16 protein-coding genes and 2 tRNA genes are annotated in these 15713 nt (G+C 56.6%); 12 read left to right on the forward strand and 6 right to left on the reverse strand.

What is annotated here, in order from left to right; translation table 11 throughout:
* Positions 1-113: 113 nt before the first annotated feature.
* Genes hpxO through VF709_RS20700 form a run of 3 tightly spaced genes read left to right on the forward strand, consistent with a single transcriptional unit; the run spans position 114 to position 3283 of the window.
* Positions 114-1268, forward strand: a complete 1155-nt coding sequence (gene hpxO, locus VF709_RS20690) for an FAD-dependent urate hydroxylase HpxO (protein ID WP_020689677.1) — start codon at positions 114-116, stop codon at positions 1266-1268.
* Between the two features lie 17 nt (positions 1269-1285).
* Complete coding sequence (hpxD, locus tag VF709_RS20695; protein ID WP_038985564.1) at positions 1286-2320, forward strand: molybdenum cofactor-independent xanthine hydroxylase subunit HpxD; 1035 nt, start codon at positions 1286-1288, stop codon at positions 2318-2320.
* A 12-nt stretch (positions 2321-2332) separates the two neighbouring features.
* Positions 2333-3283 carry a PDR/VanB family oxidoreductase gene (locus VF709_RS20700; RefSeq protein ID WP_149896609.1) on the forward strand — a complete coding sequence of 317 codons (951 nt, stop codon included), beginning with the start codon at positions 2333-2335 and terminating at the stop codon, positions 3281-3283.
* A 44-nt stretch (positions 3284-3327) separates the two neighbouring features.
* On the opposite strand, the gene VF709_RS20705 is transcribed toward VF709_RS20700, so the two are convergent.
* A tRNA-Ser gene (locus VF709_RS20705) sits at positions 3328-3415 on the reverse strand.
* A gap of 236 nt (positions 3416-3651) precedes the next feature.
* On the opposite strand from VF709_RS20705, the gene VF709_RS20710 reads away from it, so the two are divergent.
* Genes VF709_RS20710 through VF709_RS20720 form a run of 3 tightly spaced genes read left to right on the forward strand, consistent with a single transcriptional unit; the run spans position 3652 to position 6457 of the window.
* Complete coding sequence (locus tag VF709_RS20710) at positions 3652-4656, forward strand: ABC transporter substrate-binding protein (protein ID WP_057072077.1); 1005 nt, start codon at positions 3652-3654, stop codon at positions 4654-4656.
* Entirely contained in the window at positions 4656-5687 is a 1032-nt protein-coding gene (locus tag VF709_RS20715) for a FecCD family ABC transporter permease (protein WP_149896608.1), read from the forward strand. Before VF709_RS20710 ends, VF709_RS20715 begins: the two co-directional genes overlap by 1 nt.
* On the forward strand, positions 5684-6457 hold the full coding sequence (locus VF709_RS20720; RefSeq protein WP_058678397.1) for an ABC transporter ATP-binding protein: 774 nt from the start codon (positions 5684-5686) through the stop codon (positions 6455-6457). Before VF709_RS20715 ends, VF709_RS20720 begins: the two co-directional genes overlap by 4 nt.
* 49 nt (positions 6458-6506) lie before the next feature.
* Here VF709_RS20720 and VF709_RS20725 read toward each other — a convergent pair.
* Together VF709_RS20725 and VF709_RS20730 are read right to left on the reverse strand one after the other, a co-directional pair.
* Positions 6507-6594, reverse strand: a tRNA-Ser gene (locus VF709_RS20725).
* A 143-nt stretch (positions 6595-6737) separates the two neighbouring features.
* Positions 6738-8366, reverse strand: a complete 1629-nt coding sequence (locus VF709_RS20730) for an ABC transporter substrate-binding protein (protein WP_149896606.1) — start codon at positions 8364-8366, stop codon at positions 6738-6740.
* Between the two features lie 269 nt (positions 8367-8635).
* Between VF709_RS20730 and yccA the strand changes: the two genes are divergently transcribed.
* The gene (gene yccA, locus VF709_RS20735) at positions 8636-9295 is read left to right on the forward strand and encodes an FtsH protease modulator YccA (RefSeq protein WP_013097244.1); all 660 of its coding nucleotides are present in this window, start codon (positions 8636-8638) and stop codon (positions 9293-9295) included.
* 87 nt (positions 9296-9382) lie between these two features.
* A complete protein-coding gene (gene tusE, locus VF709_RS20740; RefSeq protein WP_013097245.1) occupies positions 9383-9712 on the forward strand; it encodes a sulfurtransferase TusE in 330 nt (109 codons plus the stop codon).
* Here the strand turns inward: tusE and yccX are convergent.
* Positions 9709-9990 carry an acylphosphatase gene (gene yccX, locus VF709_RS20745; RefSeq protein ID WP_149896605.1) on the reverse strand — a complete coding sequence of 94 codons (282 nt, stop codon included), beginning with the start codon at positions 9988-9990 and terminating at the stop codon, positions 9709-9711. The two genes, tusE and yccX, sit on opposite strands and share 4 nt — an antisense overlap.
* A 92-nt stretch (positions 9991-10082) precedes the next feature.
* On the opposite strand from yccX, the gene rlmI reads away from it, so the two are divergent.
* Both rlmI and hspQ read left to right on the forward strand, forming a co-directional pair.
* Complete coding sequence (gene rlmI / locus VF709_RS20750) at positions 10083-11273, forward strand: 23S rRNA (cytosine(1962)-C(5))-methyltransferase RlmI (RefSeq protein ID WP_013097247.1); 1191 nt, start codon at positions 10083-10085, stop codon at positions 11271-11273.
* 60 nt (positions 11274-11333) lie between these two features.
* The gene (gene hspQ, locus VF709_RS20755; protein WP_013097248.1) at positions 11334-11651 is read left to right on the forward strand and encodes a heat shock protein HspQ; all 318 of its coding nucleotides are present in this window, start codon (positions 11334-11336) and stop codon (positions 11649-11651) included.
* A 33-nt stretch (positions 11652-11684) separates the two neighbouring features.
* Here the strand turns inward: hspQ and VF709_RS20760 are convergent, their stop codons facing one another.
* Positions 11685-12101 (reverse strand): CoA-binding protein, encoded by a 417-nt coding sequence (locus tag VF709_RS20760; RefSeq protein ID WP_013097249.1) that lies wholly within the window; start codon positions 12099-12101, stop codon positions 11685-11687.
* A gap of 172 nt (positions 12102-12273) precedes the next feature.
* Between VF709_RS20760 and csgI the strand changes: the two genes are divergently transcribed.
* A complete protein-coding gene (csgI, locus tag VF709_RS20765; protein WP_023619904.1) occupies positions 12274-12936 on the forward strand; it encodes a curli synthesis inhibitor in 663 nt (220 codons plus the stop codon).
* Between the two features lie 80 nt (positions 12937-13016).
* Complete coding sequence (gene mgsA, locus VF709_RS20770) at positions 13017-13475, forward strand: methylglyoxal synthase (protein ID WP_013097251.1); 459 nt, start codon at positions 13017-13019, stop codon at positions 13473-13475.
* A gap of 83 nt (positions 13476-13558) precedes the next feature.
* Here mgsA and helD read toward each other — a convergent pair whose 3' ends face one another.
* Entirely contained in the window at positions 13559-15613 is a 2055-nt protein-coding gene (gene helD / locus VF709_RS20775) for a DNA helicase IV (protein WP_440232243.1), read from the reverse strand.
* Positions 15614-15713 lie beyond the last annotated feature (100 nt).

The following is a 15713-nucleotide window of genomic DNA, read 5'->3' on the forward strand; positions in this document are numbered from 1 at the left end:
GCGATAACGCACCTTAGCAGTGCAAACATCCCTCCCACAACGCCCTTTACCCCACTCTGCAGCCTGGTACGCAAATTGCTGATGTTAATGACACCCGGCAAAAGGAGAGAAGCATGAAAGCAATCGTCATTGGTGCGGGCATTGGTGGCCTGAGCGCCGCTGTCGCGCTGGAAAAGGCGGGCATCGACTGTACCGTGTTTGAAGCAGTAAAAGAGATCAAACCCGTTGGCGCGGCCATCTCCATCTGGCCCAACGGGGTGAAATGCATGCAGCACCTCGGCATGGGCGACATTATTGAGACATACGGCGGGCCGATGCGCTTTATGGCCTACAAGGATCACCGGCGCGGCGACACGTTGACCCGCTTTAGCCTGGCCCCGCTGGTGGAGCGCACCGGGGGACGCCCCTGCCCCGTCTCGCGCGCTGAACTACAGCGCGAGATGCTGGACTTCTGGGGTCGCGAGCGGGTGCAGTTCGGCAAGCGCGTCGAACACGTCCGGGAAGATGATGCTGGCGTCAGCGTAACATTTACCGACGGCAGCACGGCGACGGGCGATTTTCTGATTGCCGCCGATGGCAGCCATTCGGCGGTGCGCCCGTACGTGCTGGGGTATACCCCCGAGCGCCGCTACGCCGGTTACGTTAACTGGAACGGACTGGTGAAGATTGATGAAGAGATTGCCCCCGCCCACCAGTGGACCACGTTCGTGGGAGAAGGCAAGCGTGTGTCGCTGATGCCCGTCTCCGGTGGCCGCTTCTATTTCTTTTTTGATGTCCCGCTTCCCCTCGGTCTGGCGGAAGATCGCACAACCCTCAGAGCCGATCTCACGGGTTACTTCCGCGGCTGGGCGCCGCCGGTGCAGAAGCTGATCGCCGCGCTGGATCCGGATACCACCAACCGCATTGAAATCCACGACATTGAGCCGTTCGACAGCCTGGTACGCGGCCACGTGGCGCTGCTCGGCGATGCGGCGCACAGCACCACGCCGGATATCGGCCAGGGCGGCTGCGCAGCGCTGGAGGATGCGGTGGTGCTGGGTGATTGTCTGCGCGAAAACCACAACATTACTCTGGCGCTGCGGCAGTACGAAGCCCTGCGCTGCGACCGGGTACGCGACCTGGTGCTGAAGGCTCGCAAGCGCTGTGACGTCACGCACGGTAAAGATATGGCGTTAACCAGAGCCTGGTATCAGGAGCTGAGAGAGGAGACCGGGGAGCGCATTATCAACGGTCTGTGCGACACCATTCAGGGCGGACCATTAGGCTGAACGTAAGAGGAATACACATGAATAAAGCACCTGTACCACCCGCCCATTGCACGTTTGAGCCAGAGGACTGGCTGCGTCTGGCAAAGTGCTGGCATCCGGTTGCGCGCGCCTGCGACATTGGCGCGGCGCCGGTGAAGGCGACACTGCTGGACGAAGCGCTGGTTATCTACCGCGTGAACGGCCAGGTCGTGGTCGCCCGCGACGTTTGTCCACATCGCGGCGTGCCGCTGACGCTGGGCTTTCATGATGAGCACGGGATTATCTGCCCCTACCATGGCCTGCGCTTCGGGGAAGATGGCCGCTGCAACCGTATTCCCTCCAGCCCCGACCAGCCGGTACCGGCGAAGCTGAACCTGATTAACTACGCCGTGGAGGAGCGCTTTGGCTTGATCTGGACGTGTCTGGCGTTTGACCCGGATAACCCGATGCCGCTGCCCACCATGCCGCACTGGGATGACGACGGCTTTCAGCAGATCAACTGTCCGGCGTTTGAGGTGAATGGCTTCGCTGGCCGCCAGGTGGAAGGATTTCTGGATGTGGCGCATTTTGCGTGGATCCACACCAGCACCTTTGCGGATCCGGATAACCAGCTCGTCCCGACCTATCAGCCACAGGAAACACCGTTTGGTTTTGTAGCGGACTACTGGAGTTCGGTGAGCAATTATCCCGCCAGCGCTGACGTGCAGGCGCCGGAAGGCTTCCAGTGGCTGCGCCATTTTGAAATGCACCTGCCCTTTACCGCCACCCTGACGATCCATTTTCCGGGTGAATCCCGGCTGGTGATCATGAACGCCGCGTCGCCGGTCTCGTCACGCGTCACCCGCATGTTTGCCCCGATTGCGCGCAACTTTGATCTGCATATCCCGGTGGAAGAGGTGCATGCCTTTAACCTGCGGATTTTTGAGGAAGACCGCCTGATGGTCGAGACCCAGCGCCCGGAAAGTTTGCCGTTGGATCTGACCCTTGAAGCCCATATTCCCGCGGATAAAAGCTCGATTGCCTATCGCCGGGGGCTGAAAAAGATGGGTTTTGGCGCGTTTTTCCTGGTCTGATGGAGGGCTGTCATGAGTGATATTTTAAGCGTTATCGTCGACGGGCTGTGGCGGCAGGGGAACAAAAGCCTCGCCGTCAGGCTGGTGCCGGAAAACGGTGAAGCGCTGCCAGAGTGGCAGCCCGGTGCGCATATCGACGTGCATCTGCCCTGCGGGGTTATACGTCAGTATTCCCTGACCGGCCCATGCGGGAGTGAAGGCTATCTGATCTGCGTGGGCCGGGAAACCGCCTCGCGCGGCGGGTCGCGCTATATTCATGAGACGCTGCGTCCCGGTCAGACGCTGCTGATCTCCGCGCCGCGCAATCTGTTTGCCCTGCAGGAGGCCGAACGGGTGTTGCTGCTGGCTGCGGGGATCGGGATTACGCCACTGTATGCCATGGCCCTGCAGCTGGAAGCAGCCGGAACCCCGTTCACTCTGCACTATTATGTCAGACACGCTGAAAGCGCGGCTTTCGCCCGCGAGCTGGCGCAGTTTGAGCATGGTAAGTGCGTTATCCATACCACCAGCCCGCGCACGTTGCTGGCAGAGCATATCCCGATGGCCGCGGCGGGTCTTCACGCCTGGGTCTGTGGCCCGGCCGGGTTTATGGAAAAAGTACGTGAGGTGGCGACGGCGAAAGGCTGGGATGGCGCCACGATCCACAGCGAGGCGTTTCAACCCGCAGCGCCTGATACCGGCGCTGAAAGTGGCGAGATCTTCACGGTTAAACTGGCCTCCACCGGAGAGCGCTGGCCTGTGCCCGCTGATAAAACTATTGCCCAGGTGCTGCAGGAAAACGGTGTGGCCGTTCCACTCTCCTGCGAGATGGGGATCTGCGGTGCGTGTCTGACACCGGTGATTGACGGCGTGGCGGATCACCGGGATAGCGTACAGTCAGAAGCAGAGAAAAACGCCCCCAACCCGCATGTGGCGCTGTGTTGCTCAAGAAGTCATTCCGCTGAGCTGGTGATTGGGCTGTAAAACGAAAAAACCCTGCGATAGTGCTATCGCAGGGTTTTCGAATTTGGCGGAAGCGTAGAGATTCGAACTCTAGAACCCTTTCGGGTCGCCGGTTTTCAAGACCGGTGCCTTCAACCGCTCGGCCACGCTTCCAAAGTGAGGCGCACTATAAACATCTCTGAGCATGATGTAAAGCGTGAAATTGCATAAAGTTACACTTGCTCACCATCACCCCGCCCTCTGGCGTCATGACTCACTTCGGCGACGTTAATCTGGATGTGAAGTTTCCCTCTCATTACAGGCACCGGCAAATGTCCGGCAGGCAGCGTGTTGCGCTCAATCACAAAATATGCATTATGTTATAACATAACAATTTGGGATTGATTTTTATGCTTCTGAAAAAAGGGTTATTACTGACAGTACTGCTGGCCATGGCACCAGCCACGTTTGCAGCAACAACTTACCCGCTGACGATTGAAAATTGCGGCGTCAGGCAGACCTTTACGCAAGCGCCACAGCGCGTCGTTACCGTGGGTCAGCATGAAACGGAATTGCTGCTCGCGCTGGGGCTGGAAAAATCTGTCGCCGCAACCTCAGTCTGGTTCGGCAAACTCCCGGATTCGCTGGCTGATGCCGGAAAAAAACTCCCCCGGCTTGCGGATAACTCCCCCTCTTTTGAAGCCGTGGTGGGACAAAAACCGGAACTCGTCCTCGCTCAGTATCACTGGCATATTGGCCCGCAGGGCGAGGTGGGAACACGCGAGCAGTTTGCATCCCTGGGGATCAAGACGTGGATCTCTCCTGCCGACTGCACGGACAAAACGGTGACGGCAACCTCAAACGCTGACGGAGCACGGAGCACGCCGTTTTCACTGGCAGAAATAAAACACGAAGTCACAGACCTGGCCGCCATCTTTGATGTTCCCACGCGCGGCGAACAGCTCAATCGTGACCTGACAGAACGGATTCAGAAAGCGCAGGCGCGCATCTCAGCAAAACCCCTGAAGGTTGTCTTCTGGTTTTCAAGCAGCCGCCTGAATGGCGATCCCTGGGTGGCAGGGAATTACGGCGCACCTGGCTGGATAAGCCGCACGCTGGGGTTAAAGAACGTTATTGACTCGCATGATGAATGGCCCGCTGTCACCTGGGAACATATTGCCCAAATGCAGCCAGACGTTATCGTCATCGCTCAGATGTCACGCAGGCTCTACCCTGCCGATGACGCCGCGGTAAAAGAGGCCTTTTTACGACGCGATCCGGTGACAAGAAACATTCCGGCGGTCAGGAATAATCAGATTATTGTGGTGCCCGCAATGTCGTTAAACCCTTCTTTGCGTAACGTCGACGCGGTTGAGCTTATCAGCGATCGGCTGGCTTCATTCCAGGACGAATAATGAGTCATGTATCTTCTCCCAGCCGCCAGCAGGGGTTAATGGCGTCAGGCGCCGTGGCATTGCCGCTGATGCTGGTCTTTGCCGCAAGTATCGGCGATATGCCGGTATCGTATGCCGTTACCGGAAAAGCGATCCTCAATGGTCTTGGGCTGACTGCATACGTTCTGCCGCAACCCGAGGAAGGCATCGTCTGGCAGTACCGCATGAGCCGCGCATTAATGGCAGCATGCAGCGGCGGCGGCCTGGCGCTGTGCGGGCTGGTGCTCCAGTCAATACTGCGTAACCCCCTGGCGGAGCCCTATCTGCTGGGCATCTCCGCAGGCGCTTCGCTGGGGGCCGTCTGCGTGATGCTGCTCGGTATCGGGGGGAGCGTGATTGGCGTGAGCAGCGGTGCGTTTGTTGGCGCCTGCGCCGCTTTTGCGCTCATCATGTTGATTACAAACGGCATGAGCGCAAGCCCGTCACGCATTTTGCTGGCAGGCATTGCGGGCACACAGCTCTTCAACGCCATGACTGCGTATATCGTCAGCACCTCCGCCAATGCCGAGCAGTCGCGTAGTGTTATGTTCTGGTTAATGGGCAGCCTGAGCGGTGTGCGCTGGCCGGACGCGCTGCTGGCGCTGGTCGTTACGTTGACGGGCCTGCTGATGGTATGCCTCTTTTCGCGGGCGCTGGACACCTTTACCTTCGGAGACGAGGTCTCTACCACCCTCGGGATTCCGGTGACCGCTGTACGAATTATCCTGTTGCTGACCTGCGCGTTCGTCACCGCAACCCTGGTCAGTGCCATAGGCGCAGTGGGATTTGTGGGGCTGGTCATTCCCCATGTGACGCGCATGCTCAGCGGTCCGGGCCATCGCCGCACGATCCCGCTGACGTTTCTTATCGGCGCGCACTTTATGATCCTGGCCGATGTCGTGTCACGCACGCTGATTGTGCACCAGGTGCTTCCCATCGGCGTGGTGACGGCACTGGTGGGCGCACCTGTCTTTGTGGCGCTGCTTTATCAAAACCGGAAGGAGCATCCATGAATATTTCCGTCTCCGGGTTAAGTGTGACCCGACAAGCACAGACGGTGCTTGAGGATATCGATCTCGACCTGTCATCCGGGCAGATTGTCGGCCTGTTAGGGCCAAACGGCTCGGGCAAATCAACGCTGCTACGCTGTCTTGCCGGGCTGTTTCCACACCACAGTGAACGCGTCGCGCTTAATGGCACGTCGCTTAGCGTGATGCCGTTAAAAACGCGCGCGCGGCAGTTAGCCTTCGTCCCGCAACATGCCGACATTGAGGGAGAACTGACCGTCGAGGAAATCGTGCGGCTGGGACGTACGCCTTACCGGAAGGCGTTTCAGAGAAGCACTCGCGATGATGATATGGCGGTGGAAGAGGCGATTAGCCTCATGCGGCTATGCGGATTACGCCAGCGGCGGTGGCAGCAACTGTCTGGTGGGGAGCGTCAGCGAACCCAGATAGCACGAGCGCTGGCACAGCAGCCCCGGGTGTTGCTGCTTGATGAGCCGACAAACCACCTGGACATTCAGCACCAGCTGGAGCTGATGCGGCTTATATCGCAACTGCCTCTTACGGTGGTGGTGGCGCTGCACGATCTCAATCTGGCGGCCAACTACTGCCAGCGGCTGATCCTGCTGAAGGCCGGGCGTATCGCGGCCACGGGCGCGCCTGCGGAAGTGCTCACCCCTGAAAATATAGAGCAAACCTGGTGCGTCAAAGCGAGCGTCTACAGGGCAGACGCCGGGATGACGATCGGCTACAACATGGGCGGCATGGCGGAGGTGTAGAGCCAAAGCAAAAAACCCTGCGATATTACTATCGCAGGGTTTTCGAATTTGGCGGAAGCGTAGAGATTCGAACTCTAGAACCCTTTCGGATCGCCGGTTTTCAAGACCGGTGCCTTCAACCGCTCGGCCACGCTTCCTAAGTGAGGCGAACTATAAACACCTCACCGCAGGCTGTAAAGAGCACGCGCATTCGTTCGCTTTAAAAATAGCCAAATTACGTTTAATCGGTTGAATAGACAACATATTGGCCATTTTGCCAGCACAATCTCCAGCGATTGTCTTAGTGTTTTTTGATGTACATATCTTTCGTATAGTAGTACCCGAGCTTATCCGGCGTGAATCCCCCCACCCACGGCTTCACCAGGTGCGTACGAACGTAGTGATAGACAGGGATCGCCGGCACATCACGCCCCAGCAAATCCTCTGCCTGTTGATAAAACTTACCGCGCTCTTGTGCCGTTTTCGACTTCGCCGCATTCACCAGCGCTTGATCGTACTCAGGATTGCTGTACTGCGTGGTGTTTTGGCTATCCCCGGTACGGAAGTTATTCAGGAATGTGGAGGCGTCATCGTAATCGGCAATCCAGGCGTAGCGCACCGCGTCAAAGTTATGGGTGTGCATGGTATCGAGCATGGTTTTCCACTCCTGGTTCTGCAGCTTCGCCTCGACGCCGAGATTTTTCTTCCACATTGAGCTGGCAGCAATCGCGATACGCTGGTGCGTTTCAGAGGTGTTATACAGCAGATTAAAACTCAGTGGATGGCTGGCGTTATACCCGGCCTCTTCGAGCAGTTTTTTCGCCTCGGCAATTCGTTTGTCCCGCGGCCAGCTGGCGTAATCCGGGTTCTGTAACTTAACGCCACCAATGTCCGGCTGGCTGATAAGCCACGCCGGACGCTGTCCCTGCCCCATCACTTTATCTGCGATGATGTCTTTATCGAGCGCCATATTGAGCGCCTTACGCACGCGCGCATCGTTGAACGGCGGACGGGCGGTGTTGAATTCGTAATAGTAGGTGGCAAGCTGCGGAGAGACATCCAGCTGGCTGCCCAGCGTTTTCTTAAGCTGGGCAAACTGGTTGACTGGCACCGTGTAGACAATATCGATTTCTCCCGCTTTATAGCGGTTCACATCAGCCGCCTCGGAGGTGATAGGCAGATATGTCACCTTGTTGATCACAGTATGGGCATTATCCCAGTAGCGCGGGTTACGCTCCGCCACAATGCGTTCGTTAACTACCCATGAGGACAGCTTATAGGCACCGCTGCTGACGATGTGCTCGGGCTTGGTCCACTTATCGCCGAAACGCCCCACCAGGACTTTATCTATCGGCACCAGAGACGGGTGTGCCAGCATCGCCAGGAAAGCAGCATTAGGCTGAGAAAGCGTGACCTCCAGCGTGGTGTCATTGATGGCTTTCACGCCCAGCGTATCGGGCGCTTTTTTGCCTTCGGCAATTTCATTACCGTTGACAATAAGCATGCTTCCGGGATAGCTGGCATAAGGTGAGGCGGTTTTTGGGTCAACCAGTCGCTGCCAGCTCCAGACGATATCTTCCGCGGTGATGGCGGTACCGTCGCTCCAGGTGATGCCCGGACGCAGATGGAACGTCCAGACGGTGTTGTCCTTGTTCTCCCATTTTTCCGCCAGCCGTGGCTGGATTTCACCCGCCGGGGAGACACTGACCAGCCCGTCGAATAAATCGCTGATAATATTGAATTCGACGTCGCTTTCGACTTTATGCGGGTCGAGCGAAGCGGGTTCACTTCCGTTATTCCTGACCAGTTCCTGCTTATCGGCCAGCTGCGTTCCTGCCGGCACGTTAGCCGCCAAGGATGCCGTGCTGGCACACAGGATCCCGGCCGCCAGTAAAGAGAGTGTAAAGTGAGTGCGTGTTTGTGGTTTCATTTCCTTCGCCTTATTGTCTGTTTTGTGACGATCCGGAAATAACTCTTAGCGGCCTTATGGTAATAAGGCAATATTTTTCAGTAACCTATAAGAGCTTGATCTGATTAATTGTGCCAAACCGCTGTTCATACTGATGAAACGTCTTTCTGCAGAATAAATAACCAGCTCCGGCGCTAACCTGCTGAGTAAAGATGGGTAAAACCACTTTGAGACTGGCGCGCCGTTTCCTATTCTTTCCGTTAATTACATCTGTCATAAGAGAGTGACTCATGGATCGTATAATTACTTCCTCACGCGACCGCACATCGCTACTCAGCACCCACAAGGTGCTGCGCAATACGTACTTTATGCTCAGCCTGACGCTGGCGTTTTCGGCGATCACCGCCACCGCCAGCACCGTGCTGATGCTGCCGTCTCCGGGGCTGATCCTGACGCTGGTGGGGATGTACGGTCTGATGTTCCTGACCTACAAAACCGCTGACAAACCGGTCGGTATTCTCTCCGCGTTCGCCTTTACTGGCTTCCTGGGTTATATCCTGGGGCCAATCCTGAACGCGTACCTGTCTGCCGGCATGGGTGATGTGATCGGTATGGCGCTGGGCGGCACCGCGCTGGTGTTCTTCTGCTGCTCCGCCTACGTGCTGACCACCCGCAAGGACATGTCCTTCCTCGGCGGTATGCTGATGGCAGGTATCGTGGTGGTGCTGATTGGTATGGTGGCTAACATCTTCCTGCAGCTCCCTGCCCTGCACCTGGCGATTAGCGCGGTGTTTATCCTGCTGTCATCCGGCGCGATCCTGTATGAAACCAGCAACATCATTCACGGCGGTGAGACCAACTACATCCGCGCCACCGTGAGCCTGTATGTGTCGCTGTACAACATCTTCGTCAGCCTGCTGAGCATCCTGGGCTTCGCCAGCCGGGATTAAGCCAGAGTGTTGTGTACCGAGCCCCGCTTATGCGGGGCTTTGTTTTTTGGTACACTGCGGCGGTTTTTGACTGATGCGTGAATAACTATGTTGAGCTTTGAAGGTAAAGAGATCGAAACCGATAACGACGGTTATCTGAAAGACAGCCACCAGTGGAGCGAGGCGCTGGCGGAAGTGATTGCAGAAAAAGAGGCGATCGCGCTCTCCCCTGAGCACTGGGAAGTGGTGCGCTTTGTGCGCGAGTTCTATCTCGAATTCAATACCTCTCCGGCTATCCGGATGCTGGTTAAAGCCATGGCCAATAAATTCGGTGAAGAGAAAGGCAATAGCCGCTATCTGTATCGTCTGTTCCCGAAAGGCCCGGCCAAACAGGCCACCAAAATTGCCGGCCTGCCTAAACCGGTGAAATGCATTTAGTAGAGAATACCGAAGTTCATGTATTCCCGGCCGGGTTGATGCGGTTCGGTTAAGACCTTATCAACCCGGGCACTGCGCGGCCCACCCGCTTTCAGCCACGCCAGCAGTTTTTCAACCTGCTCTGCTTCGCCACAGGCGACCACCTCAACGCTGCCATCATCCATGTTTCGCGCATATCCCGTTAGCCCAAGCTGAACGGCCTCGCGCTGCGTGCTGTAGCGGAAGCCCACGCCCTGAACAACGCCGTGAACCCAGGCGATAGTGCAGACTTTTGACATCTTCCTTCTCCTTATCCGTCTGGCGCGTTGCATTTCCCCGGCGAACTCGGGAAAATGGCGGCCATTTTCTTGAATCGACAGAATAGCAAATTATGAGTGTACGTTTAGTGTTAGCCAAAGGGCGCGAGAAGTCATTACTGCGCCGTCATCCCTGGGTCTTTTCCGGCGCGGTTGCCCGTATGGAAGGTAAAGCCAGCCTCGGTGAAACCATTGATATTGTTGACCATCAGGGGAAATGGTTAGCACGAGGCGCTTACTCGCCAGCCTCCCAGATCCGCGCGCGCGTCTGGACCTTCGACAAAGATGAAACCATCGATATCGACTTCTTCGTGCGTCGTTTGCAGCAGGCGCAGCAGTGGCGCGACTGGCTGGCCAAACGCGATGGTCTGGACAGCTACCGCCTGATTGCCGGAGAGTCCGACGGTCTGCCGGGCGTGACCATTGACCGCTTCGGTAACTTCCTGGTCCTGCAGTTACTGAGCGCTGGGGCGGAATACCAGCGCGCCGCGCTGATAAGCGCCCTGCAGTCTCTGTTCCCGGAGTGCGCCATCTATGACCGCAGCGATGTGGCTGTGCGTAAAAAAGAGGGAATGGAACTGACCCAGGGTCCGGTGACCGGCGAACTGCCGCCTGCCCTGCTGCCTATCGAAGAACACGGCATGAAGCTGCTGGTGGATATTCAGGGTGGTCATAAAACGGGCTATTACCTCGACCAGCGTGACAGCCGTCTGGCCACGCGTCAGTACGTTGCCGACAAACGCGTGCTCAACTGCTTCTCTTACACCGGCGGCTTTGCGGTATCGGCTTTAATGGGCGGCTGCGCGCAGGTGGTGAGCGTGGATACGTCTCAGGAAGCGCTGGATGTGGCAAAACAGAACGTCGAGCTGAACAAGCTGGATCTGAGCAAAGCCGAATTCATTCGCGACGACGTCTTCAAACTGCTGCGTAAATATCGCGATCAGGGTGAGAAGTTTGACGTTATCGTGATGGATCCGCCTAAGTTTGTGGAGAACAAAAGCCAGCTGATGGGTGCCTGCCGCGGCTATAAAGATATCAACATGCTGGCCATTCAGCTGTTGAACCCAGGCGGCGTGCTGCTCACCTTCTCCTGCTCTGGACTGATGACCACAGATTTATTTCAGAAAATCATCGCCGATGCCGCAATAGATGCTGGTCGTGATGTACAATTTATAGAGCAGTTCCGTCAGGCAGCCGATCACCCGGTGATCGCTACCTACCCGGAAGGGCTGTATCTGAAAGGGTTTGCCTGTCGCGTCATGTAACTTGAAAAGAGAAATATTGCCCGCACATAGAGTGTAAGTAGTGTTTCCCGGGAGGTGACTATGATTGCCAGCAAATTCGGTATCGGCCAGCAGGTCCGCCACACTTTGCTCGGGTATTTGGGTGTGGTCGTGGATATCGACCCGGAGTATTCCCTTGATGAACCGTCGGCGGATGAGCTGGCGGTGAACGCAGAGCTTCGCGCCGCACCCTGGTACCATGTGGTGATGGAAGGTGATGATGGACAACCCGTCCATACTTATCTTGCTGAGGCGCAGCTAAGCAGTGAATTGCAGGATGAGCATCCGGAGCAACCCACGATGGATGAACTGGCTCAGACTATCCGCAAACAGTTACAGGCTCCGCGCCTGCGGAACTAAGCGTGTAAAAAAAGCCCGATAACGGGCTTTTTTTTATGACTTTGTCAGCCCCAGCCGGGGGATTTCAATCGCCGGACAGCGGTCCATCACCACCTTCAGCCCCGCCTCGCGCGCCAGCACCGCAGCCTGTTCGTTAATAACGCCTAACTGCATCCACAGCGTTTTCGCACCGATGGCAATGGCCTCCTGCGCCACGCCCCATGCAGCCTCGGAATTACGGAACACATCCACCATATCAACCTTTTCCGGTACGTCGTTTAGCGTGGCGTATCCTTGCTGGCCCAGCAAGGTCTTACCGGCCACTTTTGGTGACACAGGGATGACGTGGTAGCCCTGATCGAGAAGGTACTTCATTACCCGATAGCTTGGACGATCCGGTTTATCGCTCGCCCCCACCAGCGCAATGGTGCGTGTGGACGTCAAAATCTCGGCAATATCATTCTCTTTCATGCTTTTCCTCCTGGCTTTTTAACAAGTGTATGTCAAAGCGCACATCTCAACCATCCATCCCATACAGATGTATGAGAGCAAAAGGCCAGAATATGTCTATATGTTAGTAAACATGATTATCGACAAATTTAGATACATTATCGCGGTAAGCGTACGTTAAACAGGAGCCCCTATGAAAGCCGGCCTTGCCACTGCTGTGATTGCGTTAGTGATGCCGGTTTGCGTTTTTGCAACCACGCTTCGGCTTTCTTCCGACATTGACCTGCTGGTGCTGGACGGGAAAAAAGTCTCCAGTTCGTTATTACGCGGTGCCGACAGCATCGAACTGGATAACGGCCCTCATCAGGTGGTGTTCCGGGTGGAAAAAACCATCCGCCTTGCTAATCATGAACAACGAACGTATCTCTCTCCCCCGCTGATTATGAGCTTTAATACCCAGCAGGTAAGCCAGGTGAACTTTACGTTGCCGCGTCTGGAAACGGAAAAAGAGTCGGCGACGTTTGACGCCTCGCCGCGTGTGGAACTGGTGGATGGCGATGCCACCCCGATCCCGGTGAAGCTGGATATTCTGGCGCTGACGTCGTCATCGACGGGCACAGATTATGAGGCCGCAACGCAAGCTTATAACAAAGCGGGTAAGCGCGCCTCGCTGCCCCGGTTTGCCTCCATGATGGCTGACGACAGTACGCTGCTGTCCGGCGTCTCAGAGCTGGATGTGATCCCCCCTCAATCCCAGACGCTGACAGAACAACGCCTGAAATTTTGGTTCCAGCAGGCCGATCCCGACACGCGAGCCCGTTTTTTACAGTGGGTGAAGCAACAACCTTCGTCGTAAGCCACATTTTTTTCGCCTTTCTCTTGCAGCATCAGGCGGTTCCCGTCATCGTGTAGCCAGTTAACCTGATGGATATGATTATGGAACTGACAACACGCACATTACCGGCACGCAAGCACATTGCGCTGGTTGCGCACGATCACTGTAAACAAATGCTGCTTAACTGGGTTCGTCGCCATCAGTCCTTGCTGGAAAAGCACGCCCTCTCGGCGACGGGCACCACCGGTAACCTTATCCACCGCGAAACGGGTCTGGAGGTGAACGCCATGCTGAGCGGCCCGATGGGTGGCGATCAGCAGGTGGGCGCACAGATTTCTGAGGGGAAAATTGATGTTCTGATCTTCTTCTGGGATCCGCTGAATGCGGTTCCGCATGACCCGGACGTGAAAGCGCTGCTGCGTCTTGCCACCGTCTGGAATATTCCGGTGGCGACAAACCTGTCGACGGCGGATTTCATCATTGAATCACCGCAGTTCAACTCGCCGGTTGAAATTCTCATCCCGGATTATCAGCGTTATCTTTCCGAGAGACTGAAGTAGCGTTATGCCCGGCGGCGCTACGCTTGCACGGGCCAACGAGTTTTGTCGGCCGGGTCAGGCGAAGCCGCCACCCGGCAATCCCGCTACGGCTTGCGCGCCACCGGCACATCAATACTCTTCAGAATATCGACAAACACTGACGGCTCCTCTTTGTTGAACAGCAGCCACACGCGATGACGCGCGCGGGTGATCGCCACGTACAGCAAACGCCGCTCTTCGGCATCCGGGAAATCCTCCGGTACCGGCAGTAATGCTTCTTCCATCACCGACTCACGGGCAGGGGCCGGGAACCCATCGCTCCCCTCTTTCAGCCCGACCACAATGACGTAATCGGCCTGCTGGCCTTTGCTTGCGTGGATGGTCATAAAATCAAGCTGCAGCTTCGGCCAGCGAGTCGCCGCCTTCTCCAGCGCCGCAGGTTTTAGATGGTGATAACGCGCCAGCACCAGAATACGTTCATCTGGCTTTGCGTAGCCGCTGAGTTTGTCCAGCAGCGGCTCAAGCTGGTCGTCCGCCAGCAGGGTTACGGCTTTTTTATCTCCCGCCCTCAGACTATTAAGCGGCTTGGCCAGCTGATGGGGGTTCTGCTGAATAAAGCGGTTCGCAATTTCACCAATTCGGGAGTTAAAGCGGTAGGTGGTATCCAGATCGCTGCGATCGCCTTCGCCAAAATAGTGATGGAACGCGGTGGTCAGTGAAAGCTGCGCGCCGCTAAAGCGGTAGATGGCCTGCCAGTCATCCCCGACGGCAAACAGAGAGGTATGTTTATTTTGCGCCCGTAACGCCGAAAGCAGCGCGGCACGCTGCGGAGAGATATCCTGGAACTCATCAACCAGAATATGTTTCCACGGACTGACAAAGCGCCCCTTCTCCAGAATGATGATGGCCTGATGGATCAGGCCTGAGAAGTCGACGGCGTTTTCCTCCTTCAGCGCCGTTTTCCAGGCTTTCAGCAGCGGTGCCATCAGTTTGACCCGCTTTGAAAAAAGCGCGCGGATGTCCTCCGGCGCACTCTCAATCATCTCAGCCTGCGTTCCGCCGTGCATACGCATCAGGCTCACCCAGCGGTCGAGACGCGAGCCAAGCCGACGCGCCAGCTTTTCATCCTGCCAGAAACTGCCTTCCGGCACGTCCCAGTTGAGCTCGTCTTCCAGCCATTGTCGCCACCCTTTCGCCTGCGCTTTTTTCTCGCTGCACTGCTGCCGCCACGCCTTAATAAACAGGGCCTGACGCGCCTGGGTGTCGTTTTCCAGTTTACTGATGGAAGGGACTTTTTTGCTGCCCTGCTGAATGATATGCAGGGCAAGGGCATGGAAGGTTCGGGCGGTAATATCCCGGGTGTGCAAACGCTCCTGAATGCGTTCGTCCATCTCCTGCGCCGCCTTGCGACCAAACGCCAGCAGCAGGATCTGATCGGCGACGGCCTCGCCCGTTGTCAGCAACCACCCCGCCCGCGCGACCAGTACGGACGTTTTTCCGCTCCCGGCTCCCGCGAGCACCAGCAGCGATTGTTCGCCGTTAACCACGGCGCGAGCCTGGGCAGGATTCAGCGGCGACGACTCCACCGTACTGAAGAAATCGGCATAGCGGGTGAGAATTTCGTCAGTCCACGCCTGGTTATGCGCCAGCCGGCTCTTGTCTGCGTCGCTCAGCCAGGCCTGACACTGTCGCCAGGCGTCACGGCAATTATCAAACTCATTGAGGCGCGTCACCGGTAACGGCAGCGCCGTCAGCGCCTGCCTGATTTTTTGCTGCAGACCGGCGGTCTGCTGACGGGTCAGCCACGTTTGTTGGGCATTACTCTGCGCGATATCACTCAGCACCTGCTGCAGGACCTGTGCGGCTATCACGCTCATATCGTGACTCCACTGCTGCCAGAGCTGGTTCAGATGATGATGAAAACGCTGGGTTTCGCCCCACTCCGTACCGTGAAGACGTACGACTTTATCTGCAGGGAGCACAAACTCCAGTTCGCCCCATACCAGCCCGCGTTTGCAGTGGATGGCCAGGAGTTGATTGAACGGAATGAGGTATTCGTGGCGTTCACCGGAGACCTTTACTCCCGCGTTGAGGAGGACAACCTTGTCGTAAGGGTGTTGCGCCAGGCGTTTGCCCATTGAAGTTGCTTTCAGTTCCATATCCAGCCGGATCCACGAAGAGATAATTGCCTGATAGTTTAACTGCCAGTTTTAAGGTGCTCCAGCCAAAAAAAACGTTACAATCATTGGGCGTTAATTT

It is taken from the genome of Enterobacter sp. Lyrl_3 (genome assembly GCF_051948675.1).
Lineage (GTDB): Bacteria > Pseudomonadota > Gammaproteobacteria > Enterobacterales > Enterobacteriaceae > Enterobacter > Enterobacter cloacae.

Coding starts and splice junctions, on each gene's coding strand:
- VF709_RS20760 (WP_013097249.1), bottom strand. CDS start 12,101: ATGAAAGAGAATGATATTGCCGAGATTTTGACGTCCACACGCACCATT.
- helD (WP_440232243.1), bottom strand. CDS start 15,613: ATGGAACTGAAAGCAACTTCAATGGGCAAACGCCTGGCGCAACACCCT.
- yccX (WP_149896605.1), bottom strand. CDS start 9,990: ATGTCAAAAGTCTGCACTATCGCCTGGGTTCACGGCGTTGTTCAGGGC.
- VF709_RS20715 (WP_149896608.1), top strand. CDS start 4,656: ATGAGTCATGTATCTTCTCCCAGCCGCCAGCAGGGGTTAATGGCGTCA.
- hpxD (WP_038985564.1), top strand. CDS start 1,286: ATGAATAAAGCACCTGTACCACCCGCCCATTGCACGTTTGAGCCAGAG.
- rlmI (WP_013097247.1), top strand. CDS start 10,083: ATGAGTGTACGTTTAGTGTTAGCCAAAGGGCGCGAGAAGTCATTACTG.
- hpxO (WP_020689677.1), top strand. CDS start 114: ATGAAAGCAATCGTCATTGGTGCGGGCATTGGTGGCCTGAGCGCCGCT.
- VF709_RS20700 (WP_149896609.1), top strand. CDS start 2,333: ATGAGTGATATTTTAAGCGTTATCGTCGACGGGCTGTGGCGGCAGGGG.
- VF709_RS20730 (WP_149896606.1), bottom strand. CDS start 8,366: ATGAAACCACAAACACGCACTCACTTTACACTCTCTTTACTGGCGGCC.
- yccA (WP_013097244.1), top strand. CDS start 8,636: ATGGATCGTATAATTACTTCCTCACGCGACCGCACATCGCTACTCAGC.
- tusE (WP_013097245.1), top strand. CDS start 9,383: ATGTTGAGCTTTGAAGGTAAAGAGATCGAAACCGATAACGACGGTTAT.
- VF709_RS20720 (WP_058678397.1), top strand. CDS start 5,684: ATGAATATTTCCGTCTCCGGGTTAAGTGTGACCCGACAAGCACAGACG.
- mgsA (WP_013097251.1), top strand. CDS start 13,017: ATGGAACTGACAACACGCACATTACCGGCACGCAAGCACATTGCGCTG.
- hspQ (WP_013097248.1), top strand. CDS start 11,334: ATGATTGCCAGCAAATTCGGTATCGGCCAGCAGGTCCGCCACACTTTG.
- VF709_RS20710 (WP_057072077.1), top strand. CDS start 3,652: ATGCTTCTGAAAAAAGGGTTATTACTGACAGTACTGCTGGCCATGGCA.
- csgI (WP_023619904.1), top strand. CDS start 12,274: ATGAAAGCCGGCCTTGCCACTGCTGTGATTGCGTTAGTGATGCCGGTT.